The sequence below is a fragment of the Amycolatopsis lexingtonensis genome (assembly GCF_014873755.1).
Lineage (GTDB): Bacteria > Actinomycetota > Actinomycetes > Mycobacteriales > Pseudonocardiaceae > Amycolatopsis > Amycolatopsis lexingtonensis.
On record NZ_JADBEG010000001.1, the window covers coordinates 5,784,017 to 5,810,079 of the forward strand.

At 72.1% G+C, this 26,063-nt stretch carries 25 protein-coding genes; 9 read left to right on the forward strand and 16 right to left on the reverse strand.

Translation table 11 applies throughout. The features are described from left to right. Positions 1 to 8 precede the first annotated feature (8 nt). From H4696_RS25985 to H4696_RS26000, 4 genes are read right to left on the reverse strand one after another with little or no spacing between them, the layout of a single operon-like run. Positions 9 to 1,727, reverse strand: coding sequence for an aminotransferase class V-fold PLP-dependent enzyme (locus tag H4696_RS25985; protein ID WP_086856432.1), 1,719 nt, complete (start codon positions 1,725 to 1,727; stop codon positions 9 to 11). Further along, positions 1,724 to 2,491, reverse strand: a complete 768-nt coding sequence (locus H4696_RS25990) for an amino acid ABC transporter ATP-binding protein (protein WP_086856433.1) — start codon at positions 2,489 to 2,491, stop codon at positions 1,724 to 1,726. Before H4696_RS25990 ends, H4696_RS25985 begins: the two co-directional genes overlap by 4 nt. Beyond that, a complete protein-coding gene (locus H4696_RS25995; RefSeq protein ID WP_086856434.1) occupies positions 2,484 to 3,362 on the reverse strand; it encodes an amino acid ABC transporter permease in 879 nt (292 codons plus the stop codon). Before H4696_RS25995 ends, H4696_RS25990 begins: the two co-directional genes overlap by 8 nt. Continuing rightward, on the reverse strand, positions 3,349 to 4,296 hold the full coding sequence (locus H4696_RS26000; RefSeq protein ID WP_086856435.1) for an ABC transporter substrate-binding protein: 948 nt from the start codon (positions 4,294 to 4,296) through the stop codon (positions 3,349 to 3,351). Before H4696_RS26000 ends, H4696_RS25995 begins: the two co-directional genes overlap by 14 nt. A gap of 96 nt (positions 4,297 to 4,392) precedes the next feature. Here H4696_RS26000 and H4696_RS26005 point away from each other — a divergent pair, with 96 nt between their 5' ends. After that, positions 4,393 to 5,376, forward strand: coding sequence for a Gfo/Idh/MocA family protein (locus H4696_RS26005; RefSeq protein ID WP_086856436.1), 984 nt, complete (start codon positions 4,393 to 4,395; stop codon positions 5,374 to 5,376). Here H4696_RS26005 and H4696_RS26010 read toward each other — a convergent pair. Together H4696_RS26010 and H4696_RS26015 are read right to left on the reverse strand one after the other, a co-directional pair. Beyond that, entirely contained in the window at positions 5,337 to 5,918 is a 582-nt protein-coding gene (locus tag H4696_RS26010; RefSeq protein WP_086856439.1) for an NADAR family protein, read from the reverse strand. The two genes, H4696_RS26005 and H4696_RS26010, sit on opposite strands and share 40 nt — an antisense overlap. Positions 5,919 to 6,107: 189 nt before the next feature. Next, positions 6,108 to 7,313 (reverse strand): family 8 glycosyl hydrolase, encoded by a 1,206-nt coding sequence (locus H4696_RS26015; RefSeq protein WP_192782540.1) that lies wholly within the window; start codon positions 7,311 to 7,313, stop codon positions 6,108 to 6,110. A gap of 156 nt (positions 7,314 to 7,469) precedes the next feature. Between H4696_RS26015 and H4696_RS26020 the strand changes: the two genes are divergently transcribed. After that, positions 7,470 to 7,865, forward strand: a complete 396-nt coding sequence (locus H4696_RS26020; RefSeq protein WP_169735219.1) for a TIGR03618 family F420-dependent PPOX class oxidoreductase — start codon at positions 7,470 to 7,472, stop codon at positions 7,863 to 7,865. Here the strand turns inward: H4696_RS26020 and H4696_RS26025 are convergent. Then, complete coding sequence (locus H4696_RS26025; RefSeq protein ID WP_086865264.1) at positions 7,862 to 8,830, reverse strand: alpha/beta fold hydrolase; 969 nt, start codon at positions 8,828 to 8,830, stop codon at positions 7,862 to 7,864. The genes H4696_RS26020 and H4696_RS26025 overlap by 4 nt on opposite strands. A gap of 83 nt (positions 8,831 to 8,913) precedes the next feature. On the opposite strand from H4696_RS26025, the gene H4696_RS26030 reads away from it, so the two are divergent. Then, positions 8,914 to 9,864: a WYL domain-containing protein gene (locus H4696_RS26030; RefSeq protein ID WP_192782541.1), complete on the forward strand. Its 951-nt coding sequence runs from the start codon at positions 8,914 to 8,916 to the stop codon at positions 9,862 to 9,864. An 18-nt stretch (positions 9,865 to 9,882) separates the two neighbouring features. On the opposite strand, the gene H4696_RS26035 is transcribed toward H4696_RS26030, so the two are convergent. The 3 genes from H4696_RS26035 to H4696_RS26045 form a co-directional block, all read right to left on the reverse strand. Next, entirely contained in the window at positions 9,883 to 10,440 is a 558-nt protein-coding gene (locus tag H4696_RS26035) for a TetR/AcrR family transcriptional regulator (RefSeq protein WP_086865261.1), read from the reverse strand. Continuing rightward, complete coding sequence (locus tag H4696_RS26040) at positions 10,440 to 11,984, reverse strand: long-chain-fatty-acid--CoA ligase (protein WP_192782542.1); 1,545 nt, start codon at positions 11,982 to 11,984, stop codon at positions 10,440 to 10,442. The genes H4696_RS26035 and H4696_RS26040 overlap by 1 nt, the downstream gene beginning before the upstream one ends. Positions 11,985 to 12,065: 81 nt before the next feature. Further along, a complete protein-coding gene (locus tag H4696_RS26045; protein WP_192783072.1) occupies positions 12,066 to 12,461 on the reverse strand; it encodes a Rid family hydrolase in 396 nt (131 codons plus the stop codon). A gap of 94 nt (positions 12,462 to 12,555) precedes the next feature. On the opposite strand from H4696_RS26045, the gene H4696_RS26050 reads away from it, so the two are divergent. Then, complete coding sequence (locus H4696_RS26050) at positions 12,556 to 13,521, forward strand: WCX domain-containing protein (protein ID WP_192782543.1); 966 nt, start codon at positions 12,556 to 12,558, stop codon at positions 13,519 to 13,521. A 111-nt stretch (positions 13,522 to 13,632) separates the two neighbouring features. Here the strand turns inward: H4696_RS26050 and H4696_RS26055 are convergent, their stop codons facing one another. The 3 genes from H4696_RS26055 to H4696_RS26065 all read right to left on the reverse strand — a co-directional run bounded on the left by H4696_RS26055 (position 13,633) and on the right by H4696_RS26065 (position 17,722). Then, a complete protein-coding gene (locus tag H4696_RS26055; protein WP_086865468.1) occupies positions 13,633 to 14,835 on the reverse strand; it encodes a GTPase in 1,203 nt (400 codons plus the stop codon). Continuing rightward, complete coding sequence (locus tag H4696_RS26060; RefSeq protein WP_169735238.1) at positions 14,832 to 16,610, reverse strand: dynamin family protein; 1,779 nt, start codon at positions 16,608 to 16,610, stop codon at positions 14,832 to 14,834. Before H4696_RS26060 ends, H4696_RS26055 begins: the two co-directional genes overlap by 4 nt. Before the next feature lie 101 nt (positions 16,611 to 16,711). Next, complete coding sequence (locus H4696_RS26065; protein WP_192782544.1) at positions 16,712 to 17,722, reverse strand: IniB N-terminal domain-containing protein; 1,011 nt, start codon at positions 17,720 to 17,722, stop codon at positions 16,712 to 16,714. Positions 17,723 to 18,023: 301 nt separating this feature from the next. Here H4696_RS26065 and H4696_RS26070 point away from each other — a divergent pair, with 301 nt between their 5' ends. Continuing rightward, the gene (locus H4696_RS26070) at positions 18,024 to 19,166 is read left to right on the forward strand and encodes an Hsp70 family protein (protein WP_192782545.1); all 1,143 of its coding nucleotides are present in this window, start codon (positions 18,024 to 18,026) and stop codon (positions 19,164 to 19,166) included. Then, on the forward strand, positions 19,163 to 21,571 hold the full coding sequence (locus H4696_RS26075) for a helix-turn-helix transcriptional regulator (RefSeq protein ID WP_192782546.1): 2,409 nt from the start codon (positions 19,163 to 19,165) through the stop codon (positions 21,569 to 21,571). The genes H4696_RS26070 and H4696_RS26075 overlap by 4 nt, the downstream gene beginning before the upstream one ends. 232 nt (positions 21,572 to 21,803) lie before the next feature. Here the strand turns inward: H4696_RS26075 and H4696_RS26080 are convergent, their stop codons facing one another. The 3 genes from H4696_RS26080 to H4696_RS26090 are packed head-to-tail and all read right to left on the reverse strand — an operon-like array spanning position 21,804 to position 23,754. Continuing rightward, positions 21,804 to 22,547, reverse strand: a complete 744-nt coding sequence (locus H4696_RS26080; protein WP_086865580.1) for a ferredoxin reductase — start codon at positions 22,545 to 22,547, stop codon at positions 21,804 to 21,806. Continuing rightward, the gene (locus H4696_RS26085) at positions 22,517 to 23,116 is read right to left on the reverse strand and encodes a sulfite oxidase-like oxidoreductase (RefSeq protein ID WP_086865579.1); all 600 of its coding nucleotides are present in this window, start codon (positions 23,114 to 23,116) and stop codon (positions 22,517 to 22,519) included. Before H4696_RS26085 ends, H4696_RS26080 begins: the two co-directional genes overlap by 31 nt. A 29-nt stretch (positions 23,117 to 23,145) precedes the next feature. Continuing rightward, positions 23,146 to 23,754, reverse strand: coding sequence for a pentapeptide repeat-containing protein (locus tag H4696_RS26090; protein ID WP_086865578.1), 609 nt, complete (start codon positions 23,752 to 23,754; stop codon positions 23,146 to 23,148). Positions 23,755 to 23,771: 17 nt separating this feature from the next. Here H4696_RS26090 and H4696_RS26095 point away from each other — a divergent pair, with 17 nt between their 5' ends. From H4696_RS26095 to H4696_RS26105, 3 genes are all read left to right on the forward strand, one after another. Then, positions 23,772 to 24,677: an ornithine cyclodeaminase family protein gene (locus H4696_RS26095; RefSeq protein ID WP_086865577.1), complete on the forward strand. Its 906-nt coding sequence runs from the start codon at positions 23,772 to 23,774 to the stop codon at positions 24,675 to 24,677. A gap of 148 nt (positions 24,678 to 24,825) precedes the next feature. Continuing rightward, positions 24,826 to 25,080, forward strand: a complete 255-nt coding sequence (locus H4696_RS26100; protein ID WP_086865576.1) for a hypothetical protein — start codon at positions 24,826 to 24,828, stop codon at positions 25,078 to 25,080. Between the two features lie 81 nt (positions 25,081 to 25,161). Beyond that, entirely contained in the window at positions 25,162 to 25,974 is an 813-nt protein-coding gene (locus H4696_RS26105) for an LmeA family phospholipid-binding protein (protein ID WP_192782547.1), read from the forward strand. The last annotated feature ends 89 nt before the right edge of the window (positions 25,975 to 26,063 follow it).

The following is a 26,063-nucleotide window of genomic DNA, read 5'->3' on the forward strand; positions in this document are numbered from 1 at the left end:
GGGCAGCGTCAGGCGCGGATTTCGTTGAGGTAGTTGTAGATCGTGTAGCGCGTGACGTCGAGCCGCCCGGCCAGGTGGTCGACCGCGTCCTTGATCAGGAAATAACCGGCTTCGTCGAGCTCACGGACCACCGCGGCCTTGTGCCGCTTCTTCATCAGGTCCACCGGGATCCCGGCCTTGGTGACCGCCCGGTCGACGAGGAACCGCTGCAGGCTGTCGACGTCCGGTGGGAAAGTCTCCGGCTCGCCGTTGCCGCCGGCCGACGCCGACGCGTCCACGCTGTTGACGCAGAGACAGCCGACCGCGATGCCGTCGGCGTCGCGCAGGAACAGCGTCGACGAGCGGATCGGGCGGCCGTCCGGGCCGTGCGTGCGGTAGTTCGTCAGGTCCTGCGTGGTGCCGCGGCGGACCAGGCCGAGCAGCAGGTCGGTCATCGGCCCGCCGACGCTGCGGCCGGTCAGGTCGCCGGCGATGGCGACGATCGAGTCCGGGAGCCGGCTCAGGTCGTGCAGCAGCACCTCGTTGCCCGGCCCCAGCATCGCCGCCAGTCCCGGGATCGCCGGGACCAGCGCGGTGAGCACCTCGTGCGTGGTCGCGCCCGCGGCCGGGACGACCAGGGGTTCTCGCGGCTTGGTCAACGTCTCCAGCGCGGAACGCAGCAAGTCCGCCGCGGCCGCCGGCGTCGAGGCGTGCGGCGAAAGCCGGACGTGCTCGGGCCGCACGGTCGCCGCGATCCCGGCGTTGGCCAGCGCCGCGCCGACCTGCTCGGCGGGGTGCCCGGGCAGCGTGAACGCCAGGATCCCCGCCCGCCGGTCCACCGCGGACACCACTTCGGCGCCGCACGAGGCCAGCACCTCCTCGAACGACCCGATCCGCTCGGCGATCCGCGCCGCGATGGCGGGCACGCCGGCGTCCTCGACGAGTTCGAGGGCCTCGGCGAACGCGCCGGACGTGATCGGGCTGAGGTTGGAGATCGACCAGGCCTGCGCGGTGGCGTCGGGCGCGTGGATCTCGTCGTCGAACAGGCCGGGGTCGCGCGCGCCGGTCCAGCCCGACAGCACCGGGTCCATCCGCTCCAGGGCGGTGTCGGACAGCACCGCGAAGCCGGTGCCCCAGCCCGCGCGCAGCCACTTCTGGCCGCCGACGACCAGCACGTCCGCGACCTCCCACGGCGCCTCGATCACGCCGAAGCCCTGGATGCCGTCGACGACCAGCAGCCGGTCGCCGACGACGTCGCGCAGCCCGGCCAAGTCGGCGCGGAAGCCGGTGCGGAAGTCGACCGCGCTGACGCTGACCGTGGTGATCTCCGGTGTCAGCGCTTCCGCGACCCGCTCAGGCGTCACGTAACCGCTGCCCAGCCGGCGGACGCGCAGCCGCCCGGCCTGCTCGGCGCGCGCCCACGGGTAGGTGTTGGCCGGGAACTCCGACGCCGACACCAGCACTTCGCCCGAGCTGTGGAACGCGGCCTGGAACAGCCCGAGGCTGGTGTGCGGGAGCAGCACGGTGTGGTCGGTGTCCGAACCGGACAGCCGCGCCGCGGCGGCCTTGGCCCGGATCTCCTGCCGCATCAGCTCGTCCACAGTGGACGGACCGGCCGTGGTCGCCTGGTGCAGCAGGGCGGCGGTCGTGTCGAGCACCGCGTGCGACGGCGGGCCGAACCGGGCGAAGTCGAGGTACCCGGCGGGCTCGTCGAACTGCAGCAGGTACCGGGGCGAAATCCGCGTCACGCGAGGATCCTCGCCAGGAACTGCCGCGTCCGCTCGTGCTTCGGCGCGCTCAGCACCTCCGACGGCGGCCCGGTTTCGACCACGGCGCCGTCGGCCAGGAACACCACCTCGTCGGCGGCCTCCGCGGCGAAACTCATCTCGTGCGTCACGACGACCATCGTCATCCCCTCCCCCGCCAACGTACTCATCACTTCCAGCACTTCACCGACCAGCTCCGGGTCGAGCGCGGACGTCGGCTCGTCGAACAGCATCAGCTTCGGCTTCATCGCCAGCGACCGCGCGATCGCCACGCGCTGCTGCTGCCCGCCGGACAGCTGCGCCGGGTAGGCGTCGGCGCGGTGCGCGAGCCCGACCCGGTCGAGCAGCTCGAGGCCCTGCTTCCGCGCGTCCTCGGGCTTCAGGCCGAGCACCCGGATCGGGCCCTCGACGACGTTCTCCAGCGCCGTCCGGTGCGCGAACAGGTTGAACCGCTGGAACACCATCCCGATGTCCCGGCGCTGGCGGGCGACGTCGCGTTCGCGCAGCTCGTACAGCTTGCCGCCGCGCTGCCGGAACCCGATCGGCTCGCCGTCGACCCAGATCTGGCCGGCGTCGATCGTCTCCAGGTGGTTGATGCAGCGCAGGAACGTGCTCTTCCCGGCGCCGGACGGGCCGAGCAGGCAGACGACCTGCCCCTTGCGGACTTCCAGGTCGATGCCGCCGAGGACTTCGGTGTGGCCGTAGGACTTCTTGACGCCGACGGCGCGCAGCAGTGGCTCAGACACGGGCACTCCTCACCAGCGGCACGCCGCGCAGAGCCTTGCCGGCGCGGGCGAGCGGCCCGCGGTCGGCCTGCCCGAACGAGCGTTCCAGGTAGTGCTGGCCGACGCCGGCGACGGTCACGACCACCATGTACCAGACGGCCGCGGCCAGCAGCGTCTCCATGACCAGCAGGTTGTTGGACGAGATGTTGTTGGCCGCGTGGATCAGCTCGGTCACGCCGATCACCGACGCCATCGACGTGCCCTTGAGCATGTTGATGAAGTCGTTGCCGGTCGGCGGGATGATCACGCGCATCGCCTGCGGCAGCACGACCCGGCGCAGCGTCGCGGCCGGCGTCATGCCGATCGACTTCGCCGCCTCGGTCTGCCCGCTGTCCACACTGTTCAGCCCGGCGCGGACGATCTCGGCCATGTACGCGCTTTCGTTGAGCGCCAGGCCGAGGAACGCGGCGGTGAACGCGCTGATCAGCACGTTCGTCTGCTCGTGGACCAGGAACGGGATGTCGATCACCGGGAAGACCAGCGCCAGGTTGTACCAGAGCAGGATCTGCAGCAGCACCGGAAGCCCGCGGAAGATCCAGATGTAGCCGGCGGCGAACCACCGGGCGACCGGGTTGGCGCTGCGGCGCAGCAGGGCGATGACGATGCCGAGCACGATCGCGACGGCCTGGGACAGCACCGCCAGCACGACGGTGTTGAGCAGGCCGGTCGCCATCACCTTGTAGAACACGAAGTCCGGGACCTGGTTCCACTCGATCTGCGCGTTGCCGAGCGCGATGCCCAGCAGCACGAGCAGCGCGAGGATGATCGCGGCGGCGACCCACCGGCCCCAGTGCCGGAGCCGGACGATCGGCAGCGGTTCAGGACCCGCCATTGACCGCGGCCTCCTTGATCGCGCCCTGCTCGACGCCCCAGGCCTGCAGGATCTTGCCGTAGGTGCCGTCGGCGATCAGGGCCTGCAACGCCTTCTGCACGGAGTCGCGCAGCGCCGTGTTCGCCTTGTTGACGCCGATGCCGTACGGCCCGCCCTCGATCGGCTCGCCCGGGACGACCTCGAAGAACTTGCCGTCGCCGGCCGTCCGCGAGATGTAAACCGCGCTCGGCAGGTCGTTGAGGATCGCGGCGACGCGGCCGGTGCGCAGCTGGTTCTGGTTCTGGTTGTCGCTGTCGGTCGCGGTGACGTTCACCGCGGGCTTGCCCGCCTGCGTGCACTTGGTGCTCTGCGCCTCGGCGAACTTCTGGTGGCTGGTGCCCTGCACGACGGCGACGTTCTTGCCGCAGAGCGTGTCCGGGCCGGTGATGCCGTCCGGGTTGCCCTTGCGGATCATGATCGTGATGCCCGAGGTGAAGTAGTCGACGAAGTCGATCTGCGCCTGGCGGGCCTTGGTGTCGTTCATGCCGGCCATGGTCAGGTCGATGCGGCCGGACTGGAGGCTGGTGATGAGCGAGCCGAACGCCATGTCCTGGTGGGCCACCGTGACGCCGAGCTTGGCGGCGATCGCCTTGGCGAGGTCGACCTCGTAGCCGATGGGGGTCTTGCCGTCGGCGGCGTAGAAGTTGTTGGGCGCGGACTGCAGGTTCGACGCCAGGTGCAGGCCCGCCTGCTTGACGTTGGCGGGCAGGGCCGCGTTGAGCTGGGCGTCCTTCTGCACGCCTTGGACGATCGCGGCGGTGTCCGGGATGCCGGACGCGGGCGCGCCGGCGGCCTGCGACGTCCCGCCCGCGCCGTCCGGACCACCACCGCACGCCGTCACCAGCACGGCCAGGCTCGCGAGCAACACCGCCTGCGCGGCACGGGAACGGGACATAACGGACCTCCACTGTTCGACTGGCCGGAACGGTACAACCCGTTGTTGAAGAGGTCAACTGGCTGTTGAAATCTTGATTGGTGCTAGCTTCGCGGCATGAGCCTGCGGATCGGCGTCCTGGGAGCGGCTCGCATCGCCCCCGCCGCCCTGGTCAAGCCCGCTTCTTCGCACTCTTCGGTCTCGGTCGACGCCGTCGCGGCGCGCTCCCTCGAACGCGCGCAAGCGTTTGCGACCAGGCACGGAATCCCCCGGGCTTACGCCGGGTACGAGGATTTGCTGGCCGATCCGGACATCGACGCCGTCTACAACCCGCTCCCGAACGGCCTCCACGGCAAGTGGACGCGGGCGGCACTGGAAGCCGGCAAGCACGTGCTGTGCGAGAAGCCGTTCGCGGCCAACGCGGCGGAGGCCCGGGAGATCGCCGCGCTGGCTTCTTCGTCGGACCGCGTCGTGATGGAGGCGTTTCACTACCGCTACCACCCACTGGCGCTGCGGGTGGAGGAGATCGTCGCGTCCGGCGCGCTGGGCACGCTGGAGCGCGTCGAGACGGCGTTGTGCTTCCCGCTGCCGAAGTTCTCGGACATCCGCTACGACTACGGGCTGGCGGGCGGCGCCACGATGGACGCCGGTTGCTACGCGGTCCACATGGCCCGGCTGTTCGGCGGCGAGACCCCTTCGGTGGTCTCGGCCACGGCCCGGTTGCGGTCACCCAAGGTCGACCGTGCGATGACGGCGGAGCTGGCGTACCCGTCGGGCCACACGGGCCGGGTGACGTGCTCGATGTGGTCGTCGTCGGTGCTCCGGATCAGCGCGAAGGTGACGGGCTCACGCGGCTCGATCAGCGTGCTCAACCCGCTGATGCCCCAGGCGTACCACCGGGTGTCGATCCGGGTGGACGGCGTCCACCGCACGGAGAAGTTCCCGCGCCGGGCCACGTACGCGTATCAGCTGGACGCGTTCGCGGCGGCGGTGCTGGAGGGCGCGCCGGTGAAGACGTCGGCGGCGGACGCGGTGGAGACGATGACGGTGATCGACGAGATCTACCGCGCGGCCGGGCTGCCGGTGCGCGAACCGAGCTGAGCCCGGACGTCCGCCAGGGCGAAGCCGAGGAGGTTGAGGCCCCGCCACGCGCGCGGCTTCTCCGCCCGAGGGTCGTCCGCCCCCAGGCCGATACCCCACACCCGGTCGACCGGACTCGCTTCGACGAGCACCCGGCCGCCCGTACCGCTCAGGTACCTCCCCAGCTCGGGGTGCTGGGCGAACTTGGCGGCGTTCCCCTCGACCACGATCCCGAAGCGATGGGCGACCCAAGCCTCTTCGTCGAACCGCCGCACCCGGCGGCCGAAGTCCTTGGCCTGCTTCGGATACACGGCGGTGAGCACCTGCGCGGCTACCTCTTCGTCGCCGAAGAGCAGCGCCTTGCGCCACATCATGTAGTGCTCGGCGGTGGCGAACCGGACGCCGTCGACTTCGAACGGCGCCGGCCACCACTGACTGAAGCACCCTGAGCCCACCCCTCCGCCGCGCGGTGGCTGGTGGCCCCAGAAATAGACGTACTTGAACCGCTTCCCCGCGTCGAGCGCGCGGGTCAGCTCCTCGACGCTGCGCGGGTGACCGGTCATGCCGCCAGTCTCGCCGACCGCTCCGCCGTCCCGCACGCGCTTTTCCGCGTGCCGGGAGGGGCACCTTCATGGCTTATGAAGCCGTGGCGAGTGGCGCCGCGCGGACCCGCGATGTCTTGAATGAGTCATTCAAGACATCCGAAGACCTGAATGAGTCATTCAAGACGCCGGTGAGGTCCGGTGACACCGCTAGGCAGCCACGTAATTGCCGCTCAGGATGAGCAGGACCTGGATCGTGATGCCCGTGCCGTAGTAGTCCGTCGAGTCCGGGGACCACGACGACACCGCCGTCCACAGCTTGTCCAGCCAGGCCTGGCTACCCGGGTCCGCCATCGCCGCCACCGCGAACGGGGCCGTGAAGCACGGGTGCTGACCACTCTCGGTCTTCGAGCCCGACAGCGAGTAGCCGCTCTGGATCTTCGCCGGGTCGCCGCCTGTGGTGGACTTGATCCACGTCGTCATCTTGCGGACCTGCGCGGCCGCCGCGCTGTTCGGGGCCGTGATCGCGTCCACGCCGAGGCGCCACGGGTCGCGGCAGGCGTTCCAGCTGTACTTGCCGTCGTACGGACCTTCCAGGAAGTCCGCCGGAGCCGGCTTCGGGGTCGTGTTCGTGCTGACCACGAAGTCCGGCAGCAGGCCGGTGTTCGGCGCGTACTGCGACTGCAGCTGGCTCACCGCCGTCTCGGAGCGGGTCCGGACCGAGTCCCAGAAGCTGTCGCCGGTCGCCTTCGCGAAGGCGCGCAGGTGCCCCGGCATCCAGTCCGACGAGCGCGAGCTGTTCTTGTACTCCGCGTCGTTGCCCCAGTCGCCGAGCAAGGTGAACTTCGTGGTGCCGTTGACCTCGCTCTTCTTGATCGCGTTGATGATCCGGACGGCCTCGGCCTTGTAGTTCACCGAGCCGGCGCTGCCCCACTTCTGGTCCGCGATCAGCAGGCCGTAGGCGATTTCGAGGTCGCCGTCAGTCGCGGAGTCGCTGCCGTTGACGCTCCGGCAGTTCGAGTCCTGCTCGGCCGCGTGCAGGTCCTTGTTGTTGACCGACGGGTGCGCCTTCACGAACTTCAGGATCCCGTCGACGATCGAGCGCGCCTGCGAGTCCTTGTCCGCCATCATCGCCGAGATCGTCAGGCCGTAGCCCTCGCCCTCGGCGACGAACGAGTGGTCGGCGTCCTTCGACAGCACGGCGTAGGTGCCGCTGCCGCACTTGGTCGTCAGGAAGTTCTGCTTCCAGAAGGCGTAGTACTTCTGCAGCGCGGCATCCTGCGTGGCCTGCGAGACGGACGGCCGCAGCGTGCCCGGCACGTACGGGGTGCCCGCCGCGGCCGCGGTCGTCGGCACGCTCAGCAGCCCGGCGGCCAGCGCGGCCGAAGCCACCACCGCCCGGACGATCTTCTTCATCGGTCCTCCGTAAAGACATCGTTGGCTGCGGCGACGGCGATGTGAGCGTGACAGAAGGTTCAAGACCGGGTCAAGACTGTTAGGAAACTTTCCTTACTATGACCGTGAGTGGTCTCACCAGGACCCGGGCCACCCGGACGGACTAGCGTGGACCCCATGAAGATCGACGACCGCGGCCCCGACTTCCGGACGTTCTGGACCGAGCGCCGGCTGGCCACCCTCACCACGGTCCGGCCCGACGGCACCCCGCACGTCGTCGCGGTCGGCGTCACGGTGGACTTCGACGCCGGTGTCGCCCGCGTGATCACGTTCGCGACCTCGGTCAAGGCGCGGCTGATCCGGGCCGCGGGCGAGGCAGGCGTCCCCGTCGCCGTCTGCCAGCTCGAAGGACCGAAGTGGTCCACTTTGGAGGGACGCGCGGTGCTGCGCGACGACCCGGAGTCGGTGCGGGACGCCGAAAACCGCTACGCCGCCCGGTACCGCCAGCCCAAGCCGAACCCGCAGCGAGTCGTCCTCGAGATCGCGGTGACCCGGGTGCTCGGCAACGCCTAGGCGCCGACCCCGGGCACGCTTCCGACGGCAGCTCGCCGCTCCAGCCAGTCCAGGATCGCCTGGTTCGTTTCGTCCGGCAGTTCCTGCTGGATCCAGTGACCGCAGTCCAGGCCGGTCACTTCCACGCCGGGCACGAACTCCGTCAGTCGTTCGGACCTCGGGATCGGGTCACGGTCGCCGTAGATCATGAGTGCGGGCTGCCGGATGACCGGGTCCGCGTCGGCCAGCAGACGCCAGTTGAGGTCGAGGTTCCGGTACCAGTTGATACTGCTCGTGAAGCCGGTCGACTCGAAGGCGGAGACGAAGACGGCCAGTTCGCGGTCGCTCATGACGGGCTCGCCGAGGGGTGTCGCCGCCCGGGCGAGCTCGATCATCGCCATCCCCGGCCGAGGCGGTTCCGGGGGCTGGTTCTTCCGGAACACGTTGCGCAGGAACCGGGCCGTGTGCTCGTCGAGCACGGCGTCCGCGACGCCCGGCTGCCGGTTGAAGTGGACGAAGTAGAAGTCGGCGCCGAACACGGCCTCCATGAACTCGATCCAGGGCAGCTCTCCGCGCTCTTGGTAGGGCAGGCTCAGCGCCGCCACGCCGTTCACCCGGTCCGGGTGCAGCAAGGTCAGGCCCCAGACGACGAACGCGCCCCAGTCATGGCCGACGAAGGTGGCGTCTTCGTAGCCGTAATGATCGAGGAGTGCGACGAGGTCACCCGACAGGTGCTCGATGTCGTAGTCCGTCACTTCGGCGGGACGGGACGAATTGCCGTAGCCGCGCTGGTTCGGGACGATGACGTGATAGCCCGCCGCGGCCAGGGCCGGCACCTGGTGGCGCCAGGAAAAGGCGTGCTCCGGCCAGCCGTGGCAGAGCACGATGGGCTTTCCCGCGTTCTCCCGGCCCGCTTCGAAGACCTCGAGTTCCACACCGTTGACGGAGACGAGCGTGGGTTCGGGAAAGTCGGTCGGATCGAACATCTGGTTCCTCTCGGTCGGTTGGCGCCATCGTGCCGACCGAAACCGGTCATCCCGTGACCGGTTTCCTGTGGGAGTGTTGGCGGGTGCGAGCCGACCGGCTGATGGCCATCCTCCTGCTGCTGCAACAGCGCGAGCAGCTGACAGCGGCGGACGCCGCCCGGGAGCTGGAGGTGTCCGAGCGCACCGCCCGCCGTGACTTCGACGCCCTGGCCATGGCCGGCGTGCCCGTCTACTCCATCCAGGGCCGGGGCGGCGGCTGGCGCCTCGTGGGCGGCGCCCGCACCGACTTGTCCGGGCTGACCGCGGGTGAGGCACGCGCCCTGTTCCTGGTCGCCGGCCCGGCCTCGGCCGCGACGCCGGCTGTGAAAGCGGCGCTGCGCAAGCTTGTCCGTGCCCTGCCGGAGCCGTTCCGGGTGCAGGCCGAGGCGGCGGCGTCGGCGTTGGTCGTGGACCCGCAACGGTGGGGAGTGAGCCGGGTCGAGCACCGGCCGCCGCCTCGCTTCCTCGACGAGCTCCAGGACGCGGTGATCCGCGGCGTCCAGGTGCGGCTCGGCTACGTCGACAGCGACGGCGCCGAAACCGAGAGAACCATCCACCCGCTGGGCATCGTCGCCAAGGGCCCGTCGTGGTACCTCGTCTGCACCACCGACGCGGGCCGGCGGACCTTCCGGGTCGACCGCGTGTCCTCCGCCCTCCCGACCGGCGATCCCGTGCGGCGGCCCGGCGGATTCGACCTCGCCGAGAGCTGGCGCGAGATCGCCGACGAGGTCGACCGCAGGCGGACTCCCCTCGAGATCCAGGCGGCCTGCACACCCGACGGGCTGGCCCGGCTCCGGATGGTGCTCGGCGACCGGCTCGAGGTCGGCGGTGCCATGACCGACGGCCGCATCGAGGTCGTGATCCGGGGGTACAACGAGTACGCGCTCGCCGGCGAGCTCGCCGGGCTGGTCGAATGGCTCGAGGTGACCGGCCCGGCGGGGGTGCGAGACCACCTGGCCTCGATCGGCACCGCACTCGTCGACCGGTACGGCTGAGACGATCTCATGGTGCCTTCAGAGCGCTGTACGCCGACCCGCGCGCGAGTGCACCAGCCGGGTGTACTCCGCCAGCAGGGTGGCCAGCTCGCTGTGCTCCCCCGCCGAGGCCAGCTGCTGGTGGCCCACCAGCATCGCCATGCCGAGCGAGGTCAGCGTCCGCGCGAGGTCGCCGTCGCCGACGATGCCCTTGACCGCCTTGCCGACCGTCCGCACCCGCGCGGAGTCGACGCGCTTCTGCGCCGCCCGCACGGTTTCGTCGTTCGCCGCCCACGCCCGGATGGCCGCCTCGGCCTCGTGCGGCAGCCCGAGCGTCAGGTCCATCAGCGCGGCGAAGTCCGCCGCCGGGCCGCCGCGGCCGAAGTTCCGTTCGCGCAGGATGCGCACCTGCCGGTGTTCCCAGTGCTCCAGGAGCTGCTCGACGAACCCCGGCCAGCCGCCGAAGTGGTGGTAGAACGACCCGCTCGTGACACCGAGGCCGCGGCACAGCCGGCCGACGTTCAGCTCGGTGAACCCGTGTTCCGCCAGCACGTCCAGCGCGGCCGCGAAGTACGCGTCCCGCGTCACCGAGGGCATCAGACGTTCCGGTCCCGGTCCCGCCAGTACGGCTCACGCAACGAGCGCTTGAGGATCTTGCCGGTCGCATTGCGCGGCAACGCTTCCACGACGTCGACACTGCGCGGGCACTTGTAGTGGGCGAGGCGCTCGCGGCAGAACTCGATGAGCTTGTCGGCGTCGAGCTGGTCGCCGGCGACGACGGCCTTGACCTGCTCGCCCCACCGCTCGTCCGGGATGCCGATCACGGCCACCTCGGCGACGCCGGGGAACTCCGCCACCACGCGCTCGACCTCGGGCGAGTAGACGTTCTCGCCGCCGGTGATGATCATGTCCTTGACGCGGTCCTCGAGGAACAGGAACCCGCCGTCGTCCAGGCGCCCGACGTCGCCGGTGCGCAGCCAGCCGTCCACGATGGTCTCGGCGGTCGCCTCGGGCTTGCCGAGGTAGCCGGCCATCCGCTGGTCGGTGCGGATCCAGACCTCCCCGACCGCGGTGTCCTCGGCCGTCACCGGGTCGACGATCCGGATGTCCACTCCGGACAGTGCGGTGCCCGCCGAGGCCAGCCGTTCGGGGCGGGACGCGTCGCGGTGCGCCGCCGGGTCCAGCGCGGTGACCGCGCCGGACAGCTCGGTCATGCCGTACACCTGCGCGAACTTCACGTCGGGCCAGGCGGCGAGCACGGTGCGCAGCAACGGCAGCGGCATCGGCGAGGCGCCGTAGCAGAGGTACTTCAAGCGCGAAAACGCCTTGAGCGCGTCTTCGCCGGCCTGCGCGATCCCGGCCACGACGGCGGGCACCAGGAAGGCGTGCGTGATCCCGGCCCGCAGCGCCGCGAACAGCGACGCCGCATCGGGTTCGCGGGTCAGGTAGGACGGTTCGCCGTAGAGGAACCCGGAAACCGCGTAGCAGCTGCCGCCGACATGGAACAGCGGCATCGCGACGAGGTTGACGTCACCGGGGCCGATCGGGAACGCGGTGCCGGCGGCGAGGCCGTGGGCGAGGACGCTGCGGTGGGTCAGCACCGCGCCCTTCGGGAAGCCGGTGGTACCGCTGGTGTACATGATGAGCACGCCGTCGTCTTCGTCCACATCGGACGCGGTGCGTGGCTCGGCGGCGGCCAGGAGGGCTTCGTACTCGTCGTCCTCGCCGCCGACGACGACCACGCGCTCGAGCGCGGGCAGCCGGTCGCGGACCGCGTCGAGCGCCGGCCGCAGTTCGGCGCCGACGAAGACCACCTTCGCACCGGAATCCTTGAGTACGTAAGCGAGTTCGTCCCCGGACAGCCGCCAGTTGACCACGGCGTTCGCGGCGCCGAGCCCGGCCGCGGCGAACGTCGTCTCCAGGCAGGCGGGGTGGTTCTTGTCGACGAACGCGACGCGGTCGCCCCGGCCCACCCCGGCCGCCGCGAGCGCGCCCGACAGCCGCCGGACGCGCTCGTCGAACTCCGCCCACGTCCACGACCGGTCACCGAAGCGGAGCGCGGTGTCCGCGGGGCGTTCACGCGCCCAGTGCGCCAGGAGTTCGCCGAACAACCGGACCCGGGGGCGGACGTCGTGGGGCATGGCGGATTCCCTCCGGCCGGCGCTGGACCATAGACCGGTCTATGGTGCGCCGCGGCCGTCCGCCCGTCAATACCGGGCTTTTCAGGCGACAGCAGTACCTTCCAGCTCGACCAGCAGCGTGGGAATCGCCAACCGCGTGACGCCGAGCATCGTCGTGGCCGGTGCGGCCCCGGCCGCGCCCAGCCGTCCCGCCAGTACGCCGTAGTGCCGGAAGAGCAGGTCGACGTCGGTGGTGTAGACGGTCAGCCGGACGAGGTCGGCCAGCGACATCCCGGCCGCGCCGAGGACGGCCTCCAGGTTGTCGAGGCTCATCGCCAGCTGCGCCGCCAGGTCGCCGGTGTGCTGCGGCTCGCCGTCGGCGCTCATCGCGGTCTGCCCCGCGCAGTACAGGGTCCGGGTCGGCTCGGAGACGACTTCCCCCTGGTGGTACCCCAGTTCGACCGACCAGTTCCACGGGTTGACCGCGGTTCGCCGCACAGCCACTTCAGCTCCATCCGTTTGATCGACAGTGCGGAGAGCCTCGCAACGAATCACGACACCTTCTGTCGTGTTTTCGGCTACGGTTTTCCCCGTGCGCGCCGACCGGCTGGTCTCGCTGGTGCTGCTGCTGCGCCGGCGCGGCCGGTTGTCCGCGGCCACCCTCGCGCGCGAGCTGGAGGTGTCGACCCGCACGGTGCTGCGCGACATCGAGGCGCTGTCCGCGGCGGGCGTCCCGGTCTACGCCGAACGCGGCCGCCACGGCGGGTTCGAGCTGCTGCCCGGGTTCCACACGGAGCTCACCGGCCTGAACCACGACGAGGCCCTCGCCCTGCTGATCGCCGGCTCCCGCCCCGGCGCGCAGGCGTTCGGCCTCGGTTCGGCACTCGCCTCGGCGATGCTCAAGGTGCTCGACGCGCTGCCCGAGAGCCAACGCGAGGCCGCGGCGGGCGTGGCCGGACGGCTGCTCGTCGACCCGGAGACCGACCTCCTCGCCCGCCGGGTGCCCGCCGACGAGGTCCCCGGCGAGATCGCGGCCGAGGTCCGCCGCGCGGTGCTGGCCGGGCACCGGCTGCGCCTCCACTACGCGGCCGCGGAGCGTTCCCCGGAGTGGCGCACGGTGGACCCGATCGGCCTGGTCACCGTCCGCGGCCAGGGTTACCTGCTGGCCACGAGGTCGGGCGCCGACCGCACGTACCGGCTGTCCCGGGTGCTGGCCGCCGAGGCCCTCGACGAGCCCGCGCGGCGAGCGGACCACGTCGACCTGGAACGTGCTTGGCGGGAGCGCAGCACGCGTTTCCGCACCGGCGGCGACCAGGTGACGGTGCTGGCCCGGGTCTCCCCTGCTCGACGGGATGAGCTTGCGGGGACCGCACTGGCCGCCGTCGAGTCGACCGACGCCGACGGGTGGCTGCGGCTGTCGACGACGTTCCAGGACGCCCGGCACGCCGAGTGGGCCCTGTGGCAGCTCGGCGCGGACGCGGAAGTCCTTGCGCCGCAATGGCTGCGCACGGCGTTGCGCGACCGGGCCGCTGCGATCGCCGCCCGCTACGAAACCTAGGCGCGAGCGCCCCAATGTGGCGTTGGTTGCGTCAGACGCACCGAACGCCACATTGGGTGCGCTGGACGCACCGAACGCCACATTGGGGCGCGTCGCCGGACCGAGCGGCCGCTAGGCGAACAACGACAGCAGTCCCTCGGTCGACCGCACCACTACGTGCGCCGCCGTCCGCTCCGCGTGCGGCCGATCAGGTCGCTCCGCCTCATGACGCCACCGCCGCAACGCGTCCAAGCCCGCGTCGTAGATCTCGCCCGGATCCGCGTCCGGCTCCAGGCCCAGGCGGTCGGCGGGGGCCGTGCCCTGGGCACCGAGCAAGCGGACCGCCTCCTCCGCGGGATCGCCGGACAGCGCGGTGCGGCCGCCGCGGATGTCCGCGATCAGGCGCAGCTCGCGGAAGTCGTGGGCGGCCGCCGCGAAGCGCTCGACCCGGGACACCAGGCGGTCGCCGCCCGGGCGAGGCTGGGCCGCCAGCAGTGCTTCCAGGCGGATGATCGCCGTGCGGGCCTTCAGTGCCTCCGCCCGCGCGACGAAACAGCCCGCGAGGGTGTCCCGCAGTTCGCCGAGACCGCTGCGGCGCACCAACTCCGCCGAAAGCTTGATTCGGTCGTCGCAGCCGGTGCGGATCAGCGTCAGCGCCAGGCGGACGCCGAACATCCCGAAGCGCACCACCAGCGAGCGCCGCGTCTCGACCGGGATCGGGCCGGGGAACGCCGGGTCGGTGAACGAATCCACCGACAGCACGTGGCGTTCCAGCTCCTCCCGCGGCACGGCGGCGAACGCGGCCAGGAGGTCGAATTCGTCGTCGCGCAAGGACCGGCCGCCGTACGCCAGCTGGCCGGCCACCGCGATCACGCCCAGGAACCCCGTGCACAGCGGGTCTTCGCGCCAAGCCCGGCGCGCGAGCTGCTTCGCGGTCAGCAGCGCGTCGATCCGGCCCGCGCCGACCTCGTCGGCCCGCGACAGCACCAGCACCGAGTTGACCGCGCTCTGCCGCGCGAACGGCGAGCCGCCCGGCGGGTGCGCCGCCGCGAGTTCGTCCGGTTCCAGGTGGCGGACCAGCCGGACCGTCGCGTCCGGGACGTCGTCGGCCGGGCCGGGGTCGTCGAGGAGCACGAGGTCGCGCAGCGCGCGCGTCGGCCATTCGCCGAGCGCCGCGGCGAGCGTCGACTTGCCCGACGACGGCGCGCCGGTGAACGCGACGCGCAGCGGCTGGTCCAGCCGGTTCAGGCAGTCGTGCAGCAGCGCCGAAGCCCGCGGGTCGTCCCGGTAGAGCCCGGCCGCGGCGGCCAGGAGGTCGCGGACGTCCCGGGTCACGCCGAAAGCTCCCGCCGCTGCCGTCCGGCGATCGTGCCCAGCTCGCCCGCGCGCTGGTGCAGGCCGGCCAGCCGGTCGATCTCGCGTCTGATGTGGACGGTCCGGCGCTCGCGTTCGGCGGTGCCGGCCATGATCGTCTCGCGCTCGCGCGTGAGCTCGTCGGCGAGTTCCTCGGCCAGCGCGGTGAAGTGGTCGCGCAGCCGCCGCTGGACGACGCGGATCGAGTCGCGGCATTCCTTGCTGAAGCGCAGGAACACGTCGTCGACGTGCCGTTGCGCCGCCTGCTTGGCGACGGCCTGACGGCGCTGCAGCCGCATCCCGCCTTCGTCCTTGATCGTCTTCGCGGCGAACGCCGCACCGGCGCCGATCGAGACCGGGTTGATCAGCGGCAGCCCGGCGAGGCTGGTGACCAGGCCGAACATCAGCACGCCACCGTAGGACCCGCGCAACCCGGTGAAAGCCTGCTGCCCCACCTTGAACTTCTCGATCTTCGGGCGCCGGACGTCGTCGAGGCCCTCCACCCCGGAGCCGTCGAGCCTCAGGTCCGGCAGCGCGCGGTCGTACTGGGCGCCGAAGCACTGGGCGACCGCCTGCGCGATCCACTCCGCGCGGTCGGCGAGCCACGTGTAGTTGACGTCGACGGCTTCGGCCAGCGCGTTGTCCAGCCACGGCGCGAATTCGTCCCACACCTTGGCCGGGTCGCCCTCGTCGAAGGTGCGGTCGATGGTGTTGACGATCTTGCGGGTCCGCTCGCGCAGGTCGTACTCGGCGTCGGACAGCAGATCGGTGATCTCGTCGGACAGCAGATTCTGCCACTTGGTGTTCTGCCGCCGCAGGTCGTCGGCGCGGCGCTGCGCACGCTGCAGCAGCGCGGCCTGCCCGAGCCCGGCATCCTGCCCGGCCGCCTCGACGCGATCACGCAACGACTCCACGAGCTCCGCGGCGGCGGCGCGCACGCCCACCGCGGCGAGCAGCGCGCGGGACTGCTCCGGCGGGCGCGCGGCCTGTTCGGCGATCCAGTTCAGCAGCTCGGGAAAACCGGAGCGGGCGTTGAGATCCGCGTCACCGGCCTTCGCGGCGGCCTGGCGCACCACGGCGGAAACCGGCTGGACGGGCGCGTCGATCCCGGCCTCGGCGAGCATCGCGCGGTTGCGCTCGGCCACCGCGCGCCAGCCCGGGGAGGCGTCGATCTTGGTCAGCGCGACCAGCACGTGCGGGCACCAGGTGCGCACGTGCCGGGCGAGCGCGAGTTCGGCGGGGCTCAGCGGCGCGGTCGCGTCGGAGACGAGGATCACGGCGTCCGCTTCGGCGAGCAGGTCGAGGGCGGCGGCGGTCCGCGGTGACCGCGGGTCACCGACCGGCGGGGTGTCGACGAGGACGAGGCCGGCCGACAGGAGTTCGCGCGGCACACCGACTTCCACGCGGCTGAGCGTGCCGGCGGGGCGGGCGCCGAGTTCGCCGGTGAGCCGTTCGACCGCGACGGGGATCCGTTCGCGGGACCGGCCGACCAGGGTCGCGGCGGGTTCGGCGGAGTAGGCGATTTCGGTGGGCACGGCCGGGGTCGGGGCGTCGCCGACCGCGCAGACCGGCGCGTTCAGCACCGCGTTGAGCAGGTAACCCTTGCCCTGTTTGGGAAAGCCGAGCACACCGAGCCGGATCTGCCCGGCCGGGGCGTCACGGCGTCTGCGCAGGCGCTCGGCGAGATCGGCGCGGCCGTGCGTGCGGCACGCGTCCATCGTCTCGTTGAGCACTTCGAGCCATGCGGGGGCGGTCACAGCGAAGGAGTGTCCCCGGTTTACTCCCCGTGCGCACACCGGGTGCCCGTCCCGCGGTCGCACCCAGACCGCGGGACGGGCACCGGTGACCGGTTCGGGGCTCAGTGCCCGATGTGGATGTCGTTGTTCGACGCGATGTCGCCGATGTGCAGGTTGCCCAGCGCGTTGTGGCTGACGTCGGAGACGTCGGAGACGACGTCGTGGACGGCCGAGCCGTTGCCGCTGGCCAGCTCGCCGACCTGGCCGAGCGCGTTGTGGTCGGCGCTGATGCCGGTGGCGTTCGTCACGACGGAGGTGACCTCGCCCAGCGGGCCGTGGCCGGCGCCGTGGTGCTCGCCACCCTCGGAGCGGGCCGAGGCGAGGTCGCCGGCGCCCTGCAGGATGCCGGTGAAGTCGCCGACCTGGCCGACGAGGCCGTTGACCGTGTGGGTCAGGTCACCGCTGACGTCGCCGACCTGCGACGCGCCTTCGTAGACCGGGGCGGTCACGTTGTTGGAGACGTTGCCCACGACGTCGCCACCGAGGTGCGAAACCTCGCTGGTGGCGCCGACGACCGAGCTGTGGTCGACGTCGGTGACCGAGTACACGAGGTTGCCCGCGACCTGGACCGCGTCGAGGCTCGAGCCGAGGTCGCCCGCGGTGCCGAAGGCGCCGGTCGGGTCGCCGGCCAGCGCGGTGACGCCGGCGGCCGTGGTGGTGAGGTCGTTCACGCCGGGCAGGCTGCCGACGCCCGGGACGGCGGGCAGGCCAAGGTCGCCGATGGCGGGCAGCTCGGAGCCGAGGTCGCCGACGCCCGGCAGCGCCGAGGTGGCCGGCAGGCCGAGGCCCGCGGTGAGGGCGGTGAGCTGGTCGATCGCGCCCTGGATGCCCGGGGCGTCGGTGCCGACCGAGGACAGGCCGCCGACGGCCGGGAGGCTGTCCACGGCGGGGAGGCTGTCGACCGGCACGAAGTCGAGCACCAGCGGGATGACCTCGTGCACGTCGGCGGCGCTGACGTCACCGAGACCGGCGGCGGCGAGGGCGCCCTGCGGGTCCGTCCCGAAGGCCGCGAGCGCGGTCGGGTCGTTGAGCAGGTTCAGGGCGAAGTCGTGCAACGTCTGCACGGAGTCCATGGGTTCTCCTGGTCCGGTGGTTCTGGGGGACAGCACCGGCCGCAAGGACCGGTGCTCCGTGATCAAGGTAGGGAGACGACCCCCCAGCGCACATCGGGGATCACTCCGAGTCGCGGGCCGGTCAGCCGATAGGGGATCGATATGTCATCGTTAGGGAGTTAGGGGCTCATCCGAGACGCGCTCAGTTGGGTTAAATCCCTCCAGCCCCTTGATTGACTAACCCGTTTGGGTGAGGATGCCCCGAGCCCTAGGGGGATTCCGTACCCCTGTTCGGCCCCCGCGAGGTGAGGAGGAACCGCCGTTGCCCTACGTCCTCGGGATCGATGTGGCACAGGGGCGGACCCACGCCGCGACCTGCCGCCGTCTTGGCCCCGGCTGGGGCGAGCCCGAACCCCTCTGGCTGGGTGAGCGGTCCCCGGCCGCCGCGTCCGCGCTCTTCCTGGACGACGAGGGCTACCTGCTCACCGGCGACGCGGCCGCGCAGGCGGGCGCCCGGGTCCCGTCCCGGCTGCTCACCGGCTTCCACCGGCGGATCGGCGACGACGTCCCGATGCTCGTCGAAGGCGAGGCGTTCCCGCCCGAGACGCTGACCACCGTGCTCGTCGAGGGGATCGCCGAGCACGCCGCGAACGTCCTCGGCGGGCCCCCGGAGCACCTGGTGCTGACCCACCCCGGCGACTGGGGCGGCTACCGCCGTGACGTGCTGCGGCGGGCGCTGGCCGACGCCGGGTTCCCCGCCGTCACGCTGGTCCCCGGCGCGATCGCCGCGCTCGGCGCGCACCTGGCCGTCCCCGGGCCCGGCGCGACCGCGGCCGGGGTGTGCGAGTTCGGCGCCGACGGCGTGAGCGTCACGCTGGCGACGGCGACCGCCGCCAGCGGCTGGCAGCTCGGCACGAGCGCCGAGGGCGTGGCCCCGGCGGCCGCGCTGAGCACGCTGTTCGCCCTCGCCGGCGCGGCGACGACGTCCCCCAAGGGCCTGGCCGGCGTGGTGTTCTGCGGCGACGTGCCCCCGCACGCGCTGCCCGCCCGGCCGCCGTGCCCGATGTTCGCGGGACCGGTTCCGCCGGCGACCGCCGCACTCGGCGCGGCCGCCCTCGGGGCACTGCGCGCCGAGGGCCGGGGTGGCCTCCAGGAACCCCCGGCCGTCGAGACCACCTTGCTCCCCCAGGTGGACACGCTCGGTGAGCTCGGCGAGCGGCCACCCCGCCCGCCCGTCGAGATCACGCCGTTCGAACTGCCCGAGCGCGTCACCCCGATGAATCTGTTCCGGCGGCGGCGCCCCCTCGCCGCCGCGATCCTGGTGCTCGCCGCGGCCGTCTCCGCCGGGGCGATCACCATCACCGCCCGCGAAGCCACCGCAGGCCCCAGCACGACCCCCGCTCCCTCCCCCGCCCCGAGCCACTGCGCCCGCCCCGGCGCCCCCTCCGGTGAAGGTCACTGTTGAACACTCTGCTCACGCAGGTTCCCCCGCTTCACACCGTCCCCGCGCACCCGGCGGCCCGGCAGCTCCTCGACCGGGTCGCGGCCGAACCCGCCGAACCGCTGCGGCTCGCCGTCGTCGCCCCCGGTGGGTACGGCAAGAGCGTGCTGCTCGCCGCGCTCGACCGCTGCTACCGCGAAGCGGGTGTCGACGCCGTGCTCGTCGACGACGCCGACCGGCTCGGCCCCGACCAGCTCGAGGAGCTGCTCGCCGGCGCGGACGGCCCGATCGTCGTCGCGCACCGGCCGGCCCCGGTGGCGCCCGGCTGGACGCTGCTGCAGCTCGGCCCGCTCGGCGTCGAGGACATCGCCCGGCTGATGACGGCGGTGACGGGTTCGCCCACCGACCCGGCAGAGGCGGCGGACCTGCACGCGCGCAGCGGCGGCGTGCCGAGGCTGGCCGAGCGCGCGCTGCTCGGGCGGCTCGAGGAGTTCCGGCCGGAACTCGACGAGCTCGACGACGCCGTGCTGCGGTACCTGATCGCGGCCGAAGCCGGGGCGGGCCGCAACCTCGACCTGTTGTCCGCGCTGCTCGACCGCGAACCCGACCAGCTGCCCGCCGTCGTCGACGGCGCCCGCGCGACCGGCCTGCTCGCCCCGGACGACACGCTGCTGCCCCTGGCCGCGGCCGCCGTCCGCGACTTCGGCCCGCCCGCCCGCCGGCTGACGACGGTGCAGCGGCTGGTCGAGCTGCAGCTGGCGAACGGCCTGCCGGTGCTCGACCTCGCGCGGTCCCTGCTCGGCACGGGCAGCTCCGGCGCGTCCGCGGCGGCGGCCTTCGCGGCGGCGGCCGGGGAAGCGCTGTCGTCAGACGCGCCCCTGGCGGCCCGCCTGTTCGAAGCCGCCGCCGAAGCGGGCGACCGCTCCCCAGCCGCGACGGCGGGCTGGGCGCGCGCGGCGGCGCTGTCCGGCGACCTCGACACGGCACTGCGGCTCGGCGACGGCATGCTCGGCGCGGAGGACGCCCAGACCCGGGCGGCCGGCGCCGCGATCGCCGCGACGGTGCTGGCCCACCGCGGCGAGCTGGCCCGCAGCGCGGAGCTCTACCACTGGGCCTCCCGCACGGCCGACCTCCCCGCGACGAGCTGGGCGGGCGCCGACGCGTTCGCGGCCATCGCCCTGGTCGGCACCGGCGACCTCCCCAGTGCCCGCCGGTTGCTCGAGACCCCCTCCCCCGGCGTCGCCCCGACGTTGTTCGCGGGCGCGGCCACCCGGATGGCCGGCGGCATCGCGGATTCGGTGTCCGGCTGCGCGACGGAGACGTTGTCGACGTTGCTGGGCGCGGCGGCGATGCTGGAGCCCGCCCTGGGCGGCACGCTGCTGCCCGACAGCCCGGCGGCCCTCGCCGCGCTGGCGGCGTTGCACACCGGCGAGCTGGCCTTGGCGGAGTCGGTGTTGACCCGCGCCTTGGAGGGCCGCACGGGCGGAGACCTCCTGGCGACGCGCCACCGCCTGCTGCTGGGCTGGGTGGCCATGACGGCCGGCGACCTGGCCACGGCGGCCGAACACCGCGACGCCGTCGCCGGCCGGACGCTGGAGGCGCGCGACGAGCTGTTCTTCGCGACCCTGGACCTCGGCCTGGCCCGCCGGGCGAGTGATCTGGTCGGGCTGCAGCGGTCGTGGAACCGCGCGTACCAGGCGTCGATGCGGTACCAGACGGACCTTTTTTCGTTGCTGCCGTTGGGTGAGCTGGCGATCGCGGCGGCCCGCACGGGCGCGTTCGCCAAGCTGGCTCCCCAGCTGGAGCGCGCCCACAACCTCCTGTCCCGCCTCGGCGAACCTCCACTGTGGACGGTCTCGCTGGTCTGGCACGAGCTCCACGCGGCGATCACGCTGGAGGACGCCGAAGCCGCGAAGGCCCACCTGGCGACGTTGACCACCCACGCCCACTGCGGCCGCCACCCCCGCGCACTGGCCACGGCGGCCCAGTGCTGGCTGGCGGTCCTCAGCGGAACGTTCGCCCCCGACCCGATCGCGGCCGCGGCGGCGGAACTCCACGACCTCGACCTCCGCTGGGACGCGGCCCGCCTGGCCGGCCAGGCGGCGATCCGCACGTCCGACCGCAAGGCGATGGTCCGGCTCCTGGAGGCGGCCCGCCAGTTCCAGGGAACGGCGGCCCGCCGCGAGCAGGGAACGACGGAACCGGCCGCGGCGGGAACCGGCCTGGCGGCGTTGAGCGAGCGCGAGCTGGAGGTCGCCCGCCTGGTGGTGGAGGGGCTGACGTACAAGCAGGCGGGCAGCAAGCTGTTCATTTCCGGGAAGACGGTGGAACACCACATGGCCCGGATCCGAGGGAAGCTGGGGGCGGCGGACCGGCGGGAGCTGCTGGCGACGCTGCGGGAGCTGCTTTCTCGGCCGGACGCCCCCTGACCTGTTTCGGGCGGCTTCGGGTGGCTCCGCCGCTTCGGCGCACCTGGCCGGGCCGCGGGGCGCGCTGAACCGGGCTCGAGACGCGCCCGGCGGCCGACCTGCGGTGCGGGCAGGCGCGGCGCGGGTGATGCAGGCGGGCTGCGCGCAGGGCGTGGTGCGGTGGGCTGCCGCGCGGTGCTGTGCGGTGGAAGACGGCACAGTCTGGCCGGCCGAGCGCGCGGGCGTCGTGGGGTCAGTCGCGGCTGGGGCCGAAGCGTTCTGTGCGGATGCGGTGCGGGTCGTGGCCCAGGGCCAGCAGGATGTCGGCCGCGGTTTCGACGAAGGCTGTCGGGCCGCAGATGAACGACGTCGCGCCGAACTCGGCGGGCCAGGCTGCCGTGTTCAGGGTGGCCACGTCGATGCGCTTGGGGATGCCCGGGCGGCCTTCGGGGAGCTCGCGGGTGTAGACGTACGTGATGTCCAGGCCCGCAACCGGGGTGCGGAGCTCGTCGGCGTAGTACCGCTCGGCCGGGCTGCGCAGGGAGTAGATCAGCTTGAACGGGGTGCGGACGCCCGCCGCGCGGCGGGCGCGGATCATCGCCATCAGGGGGACGATGCCCGAGCCGCCCGCGATGAGGAGGACCGGTTCCGGGTTCGTGGGGCGCCAGGCGAACCAACCACCGATCGGGCCGCGGATTTCCACCGGGTCGCCGATCGCGTACGGGCCGGTGAGGTGCTCGGAGACTTCGCCGTCGGTCACGCGCTGGACCGTCAGCTCCACCCGGTCGCCGTCCGCGGGGGCGGCGAGGGAGTAGCTGCGCTGGGCGCGGTAGCCATCCGCTGCCGTGAGGCGGACGTCGACGTGCTGGCCCGCCAGGTGTCCCGGCCAGCCGGGCAGGTCGAAGACGAGCGTGCGGGCCGTCGGGGTCTCGTCACGGAATTCGGCCAGGCGGGCGACCCGCCAGGCTAGTCGCCCTGATACCGCTGTTCGCGCCATGGATCCCCGTAGTCGTGGTAGCCGGCGTTCTCCCAGAAGCCCGGCTCGTCCCGGGTCTTCAGCTCCAGCCCGCGCACCCACTTCGCGGACTTCCAGAAGTACAGGTGCGGCACCAGCAGCCGCGCCGGGCCGCCGTGCTCGGGGGTGAGGAGCTTGCCGCCGTACTCGTAGGCGATCCAGGCCTGGCCGTCGAGCAGGTCGGCCAGCGGCAGGTTCGTCGTGTAACCGCCGTAGGAGTGGACCATGACGTAGTCGGCTTCGGTGTCGAGCCCGCCGACCAGCGTGTCGATCGAGACGCCGCGCCACCGCGTGTCCAGTTTGGACCACTGGGTGACGCAGTGGATATCCACCGTGGGCTTTTCGCTCGGCAAGGCCATCAGCTCGGCCCAGCTCCACGTGTGCTTGTCACCCTTTTCGGTGGTGACCGCGAACTCCCACGTCTCGGTCCGCACGCGCGGCGTCGGCCCCGCGGACAGCACCGGGAAGTCCTCGGCCAGGTACTGACCGGGTGGCAGGCGCGGGTTGCCGCTGCGGGCCCGGCCCTGGAAACCCGGTGTCACGACACCCATGCGGCACTCCCTTCGCGGTCCCGCCGAGCCTACGCCCGGACCCGCAGCCCGAGCGACGTGACGAGCACCGCAGCCTGTTCGGGTGACACGATCGCGCCCGCCAGCTCGGCGTTCAGCGGGTCGAGCGCCGACAGGTCGCTGCCCCGCAGCTCGGCGCGCGGCAGCTTGACCGCGTGCAGCAGCGCCGCGGACAGGTCGACGTCGGCGAACACCGCACCGCCGCAATCGGCCCCGGTCAGGTCGGCTTCCCGCATCCGCACGCCCTGGAAGCTCACCGAACGCAGGTCGGCACCGGCCAGCCCGGCGAACGACCAGTCGCCGCCGACGACCCGCAGCGGGCGCAGCTCGCACTCGGTGAAGGTGGCGCCGACGAGCTTGCAGCCGGTGAACTCGGCGTCGAAGAAGTTGCACCGCTTGAAGGCGCAGCCGGCGAACGACGAGTCCAGGTGCCGCGACGCGTTGAAGCGCACGTTGCCGAACACGCAGTCGGTGAACACGGAGTTCCGCGTGACGGCCTCCGAGAAGTCGACCTCCAGGAACTCGCACCGCACGTAGTGCCGCCCGGTGATCTCCTCTCCGTACCAGTCGTCGCGGGAGAACCTCTGCTCTTCGACGGGATCTTGCGCGGCCTCGGACACCCCGCCAGGCTAGCGGCATGCTCGACGCCGACGAGGTCCGGAACGCCGTGCCGATGAGCGCCGCCGTCGACGCGGTGCGGGAGGCGTTCCTCGACCTCGCCGCCGGCCGTTTCGCGGTGCCGCAACGGTTGTCGTTCGGCGGCGGCACGACGCTCGTGATGAGCGCCTGCCACACCCCGTCGTCGACGACCGTCGTGAAGACGCTCAACCTGGCCGCCGGGCGGACCCCGATGATCCTGGGCACGCTGGTCTGGAACACCGCCGAGGGTCAGGTGGTCGCGGACGCGGTCGAGATCACCACGCTGCGCACCGGCGCCGTTTCCGGTGTCGCCACGGACCTGCTGGCCCCGGCCGGCGCGAGCAAGCTCGCCCTGCTGGGCACCGGAGCACAGGCCGCCGACCAGGTGCGCGCGGTGGCCGCGGTGCGCCCGGTGCGGCACTTGGCCGTGTTCGGCCGCGACCGGTCGCGCGCGTCGGCCTTCACGGCCCGGTTGGCCGCCGAGTTCCCGGAGGTGACGACGCGGGTCGCCGCGAGCGCGGAAGACGCGGTTTCCGATGCGGAAGTCGTTTGTTGTGCTACGTCGTCGAGTACTCCTCTCTTCGCTGCCGATGCCTTGCCCGAACGGGTTCACGTCAACGCGATCGGGTCCTATCTACCGTCCATGCGGGAGCTTCCCGCGGAGCTGCTCGCCACGGCGACGTGCGTGGTGGTGGATCAGGTCGAAGCCGCTCTCGAGGAAGCCGGTGAGGTGATCCACGCCGTGGACACCGGACTTCTCGGCCGTGGCGAGCTGGTCGAGCTGGGACACGCGCTGCGCGAGCACCCGGCGGTGGGCGGGCGGACGGTGTTCAAGTCCGTCGGGCTCGCCGTGCAGGATTGGGCCGTGGCCCGGCTCCTCGGTGCCGCGCTTGACCGGAACTAGCTCACCGCCCGTGTCCGGAGCGAGGCGGAGAGCAATAGTGCGCGGCCAAACGGCGCAATCTGCACCCTGGAGCGTTTGATCGGTCACCCGATCCGGGAATTTTCGCGGCATGTCTCCTTGGCGAACCACCACCAGACGGAACACGGCCGTGCGAGTCATCACGGCGATCGGCGCGATCTTCGCGGGGATCGAAGTTCTCTACATGATCATGGTGCTCGCCGGCGCCAACGCCGGCAACGCGTTCTTCGTCTTCATCAAGTCACTGGCGGTTCCTCTCGCCTTGTTCTTCCCGGGGCTCTTCCCCGTGAGCAACCCGAGCCTGGCCGTCATCCTCGACTTCGGCTTGGCCGCGGTGTTCTGGCTGGTCGTGACCGGCATCATCGCCCGCTTCGCCGGCCGGTGACCGGCTGCGGCCCGCCGCTTCGCACCACCGTCGGGCCACCCGCCCTCGCCATCCGCAGCGTCCTTCGGCGACACTGGAGAGATGAGCGACGGCAGGTGGTTCGACGGCTGGTCGCCCTGGCCTGAGCTGGCCGGGCTGGCCGCGGCCGGGCGTTCGCTGCTGCCGAACGTCCCGGTCACGCCGGCCGCGCTGGCGCGGACCGTCACCGAGCAGCTCGTCGGACGGCGGCTGACCGCGAAGGTCGACGACCGCGAGGTCGGCCTGACGCTCGCGGAACTCGACTACCCGGCCGGCAGCCTCCGGCTGGCCACCGGACGGATCGGCGACGTCCGGATCGTCGCCGAAGACGTCGACTGGCCCGAACCCGAAGGCGGCAGCATTCCGCTGCGCCGGGTCACCGTGCTCGCCGAAGACGTCCGCCTCCGCTCACTTCCCACACCGGCCGCCAAGCCCGCTCGCGTCGAGCTGCAGATCGCCGTTTCCGCAGATGTCCTGCGGGAACGGGTGGCGAAAGTCCGCCCCGGGATCGTTGCGGCCCCGGCCGGCAGCGGGCTGCTGCAGATCCACTGGGCGAAGCGCCCGCTCTGGGGCCACTTGACCCTGCGCCCCGAGGTGGGCGACGACGCCGTCGTGCTCGTGCCGCAGACCCTCCACATCGGACAACGGCGACTACGGCCGCCACGCCGCTTCCAGCCCATCGTGCTTCCGCTGCCGGAACTTCCGCCGGGCATAAGGCTGACGAAGGTGGAGCCGCGGCACGACGAACTGGTGCTGCACACCGTGGCGGAGGAATGGCCGGAACGCCTTTCGCGCATCCCGCTGCCCGACCTGCTGAGCTGGCTGACCACGGCCGCGGTGACGCTGACACTGCCCAAACTCGGCGCTCGTTCATGACTCTCCCTCGCGTGCGGTGAGCCGGTAGTGGCTCACACCAGCCAACGTACTCGAACGCCCGTTCGAACACATCACTCACACGGGTAGAG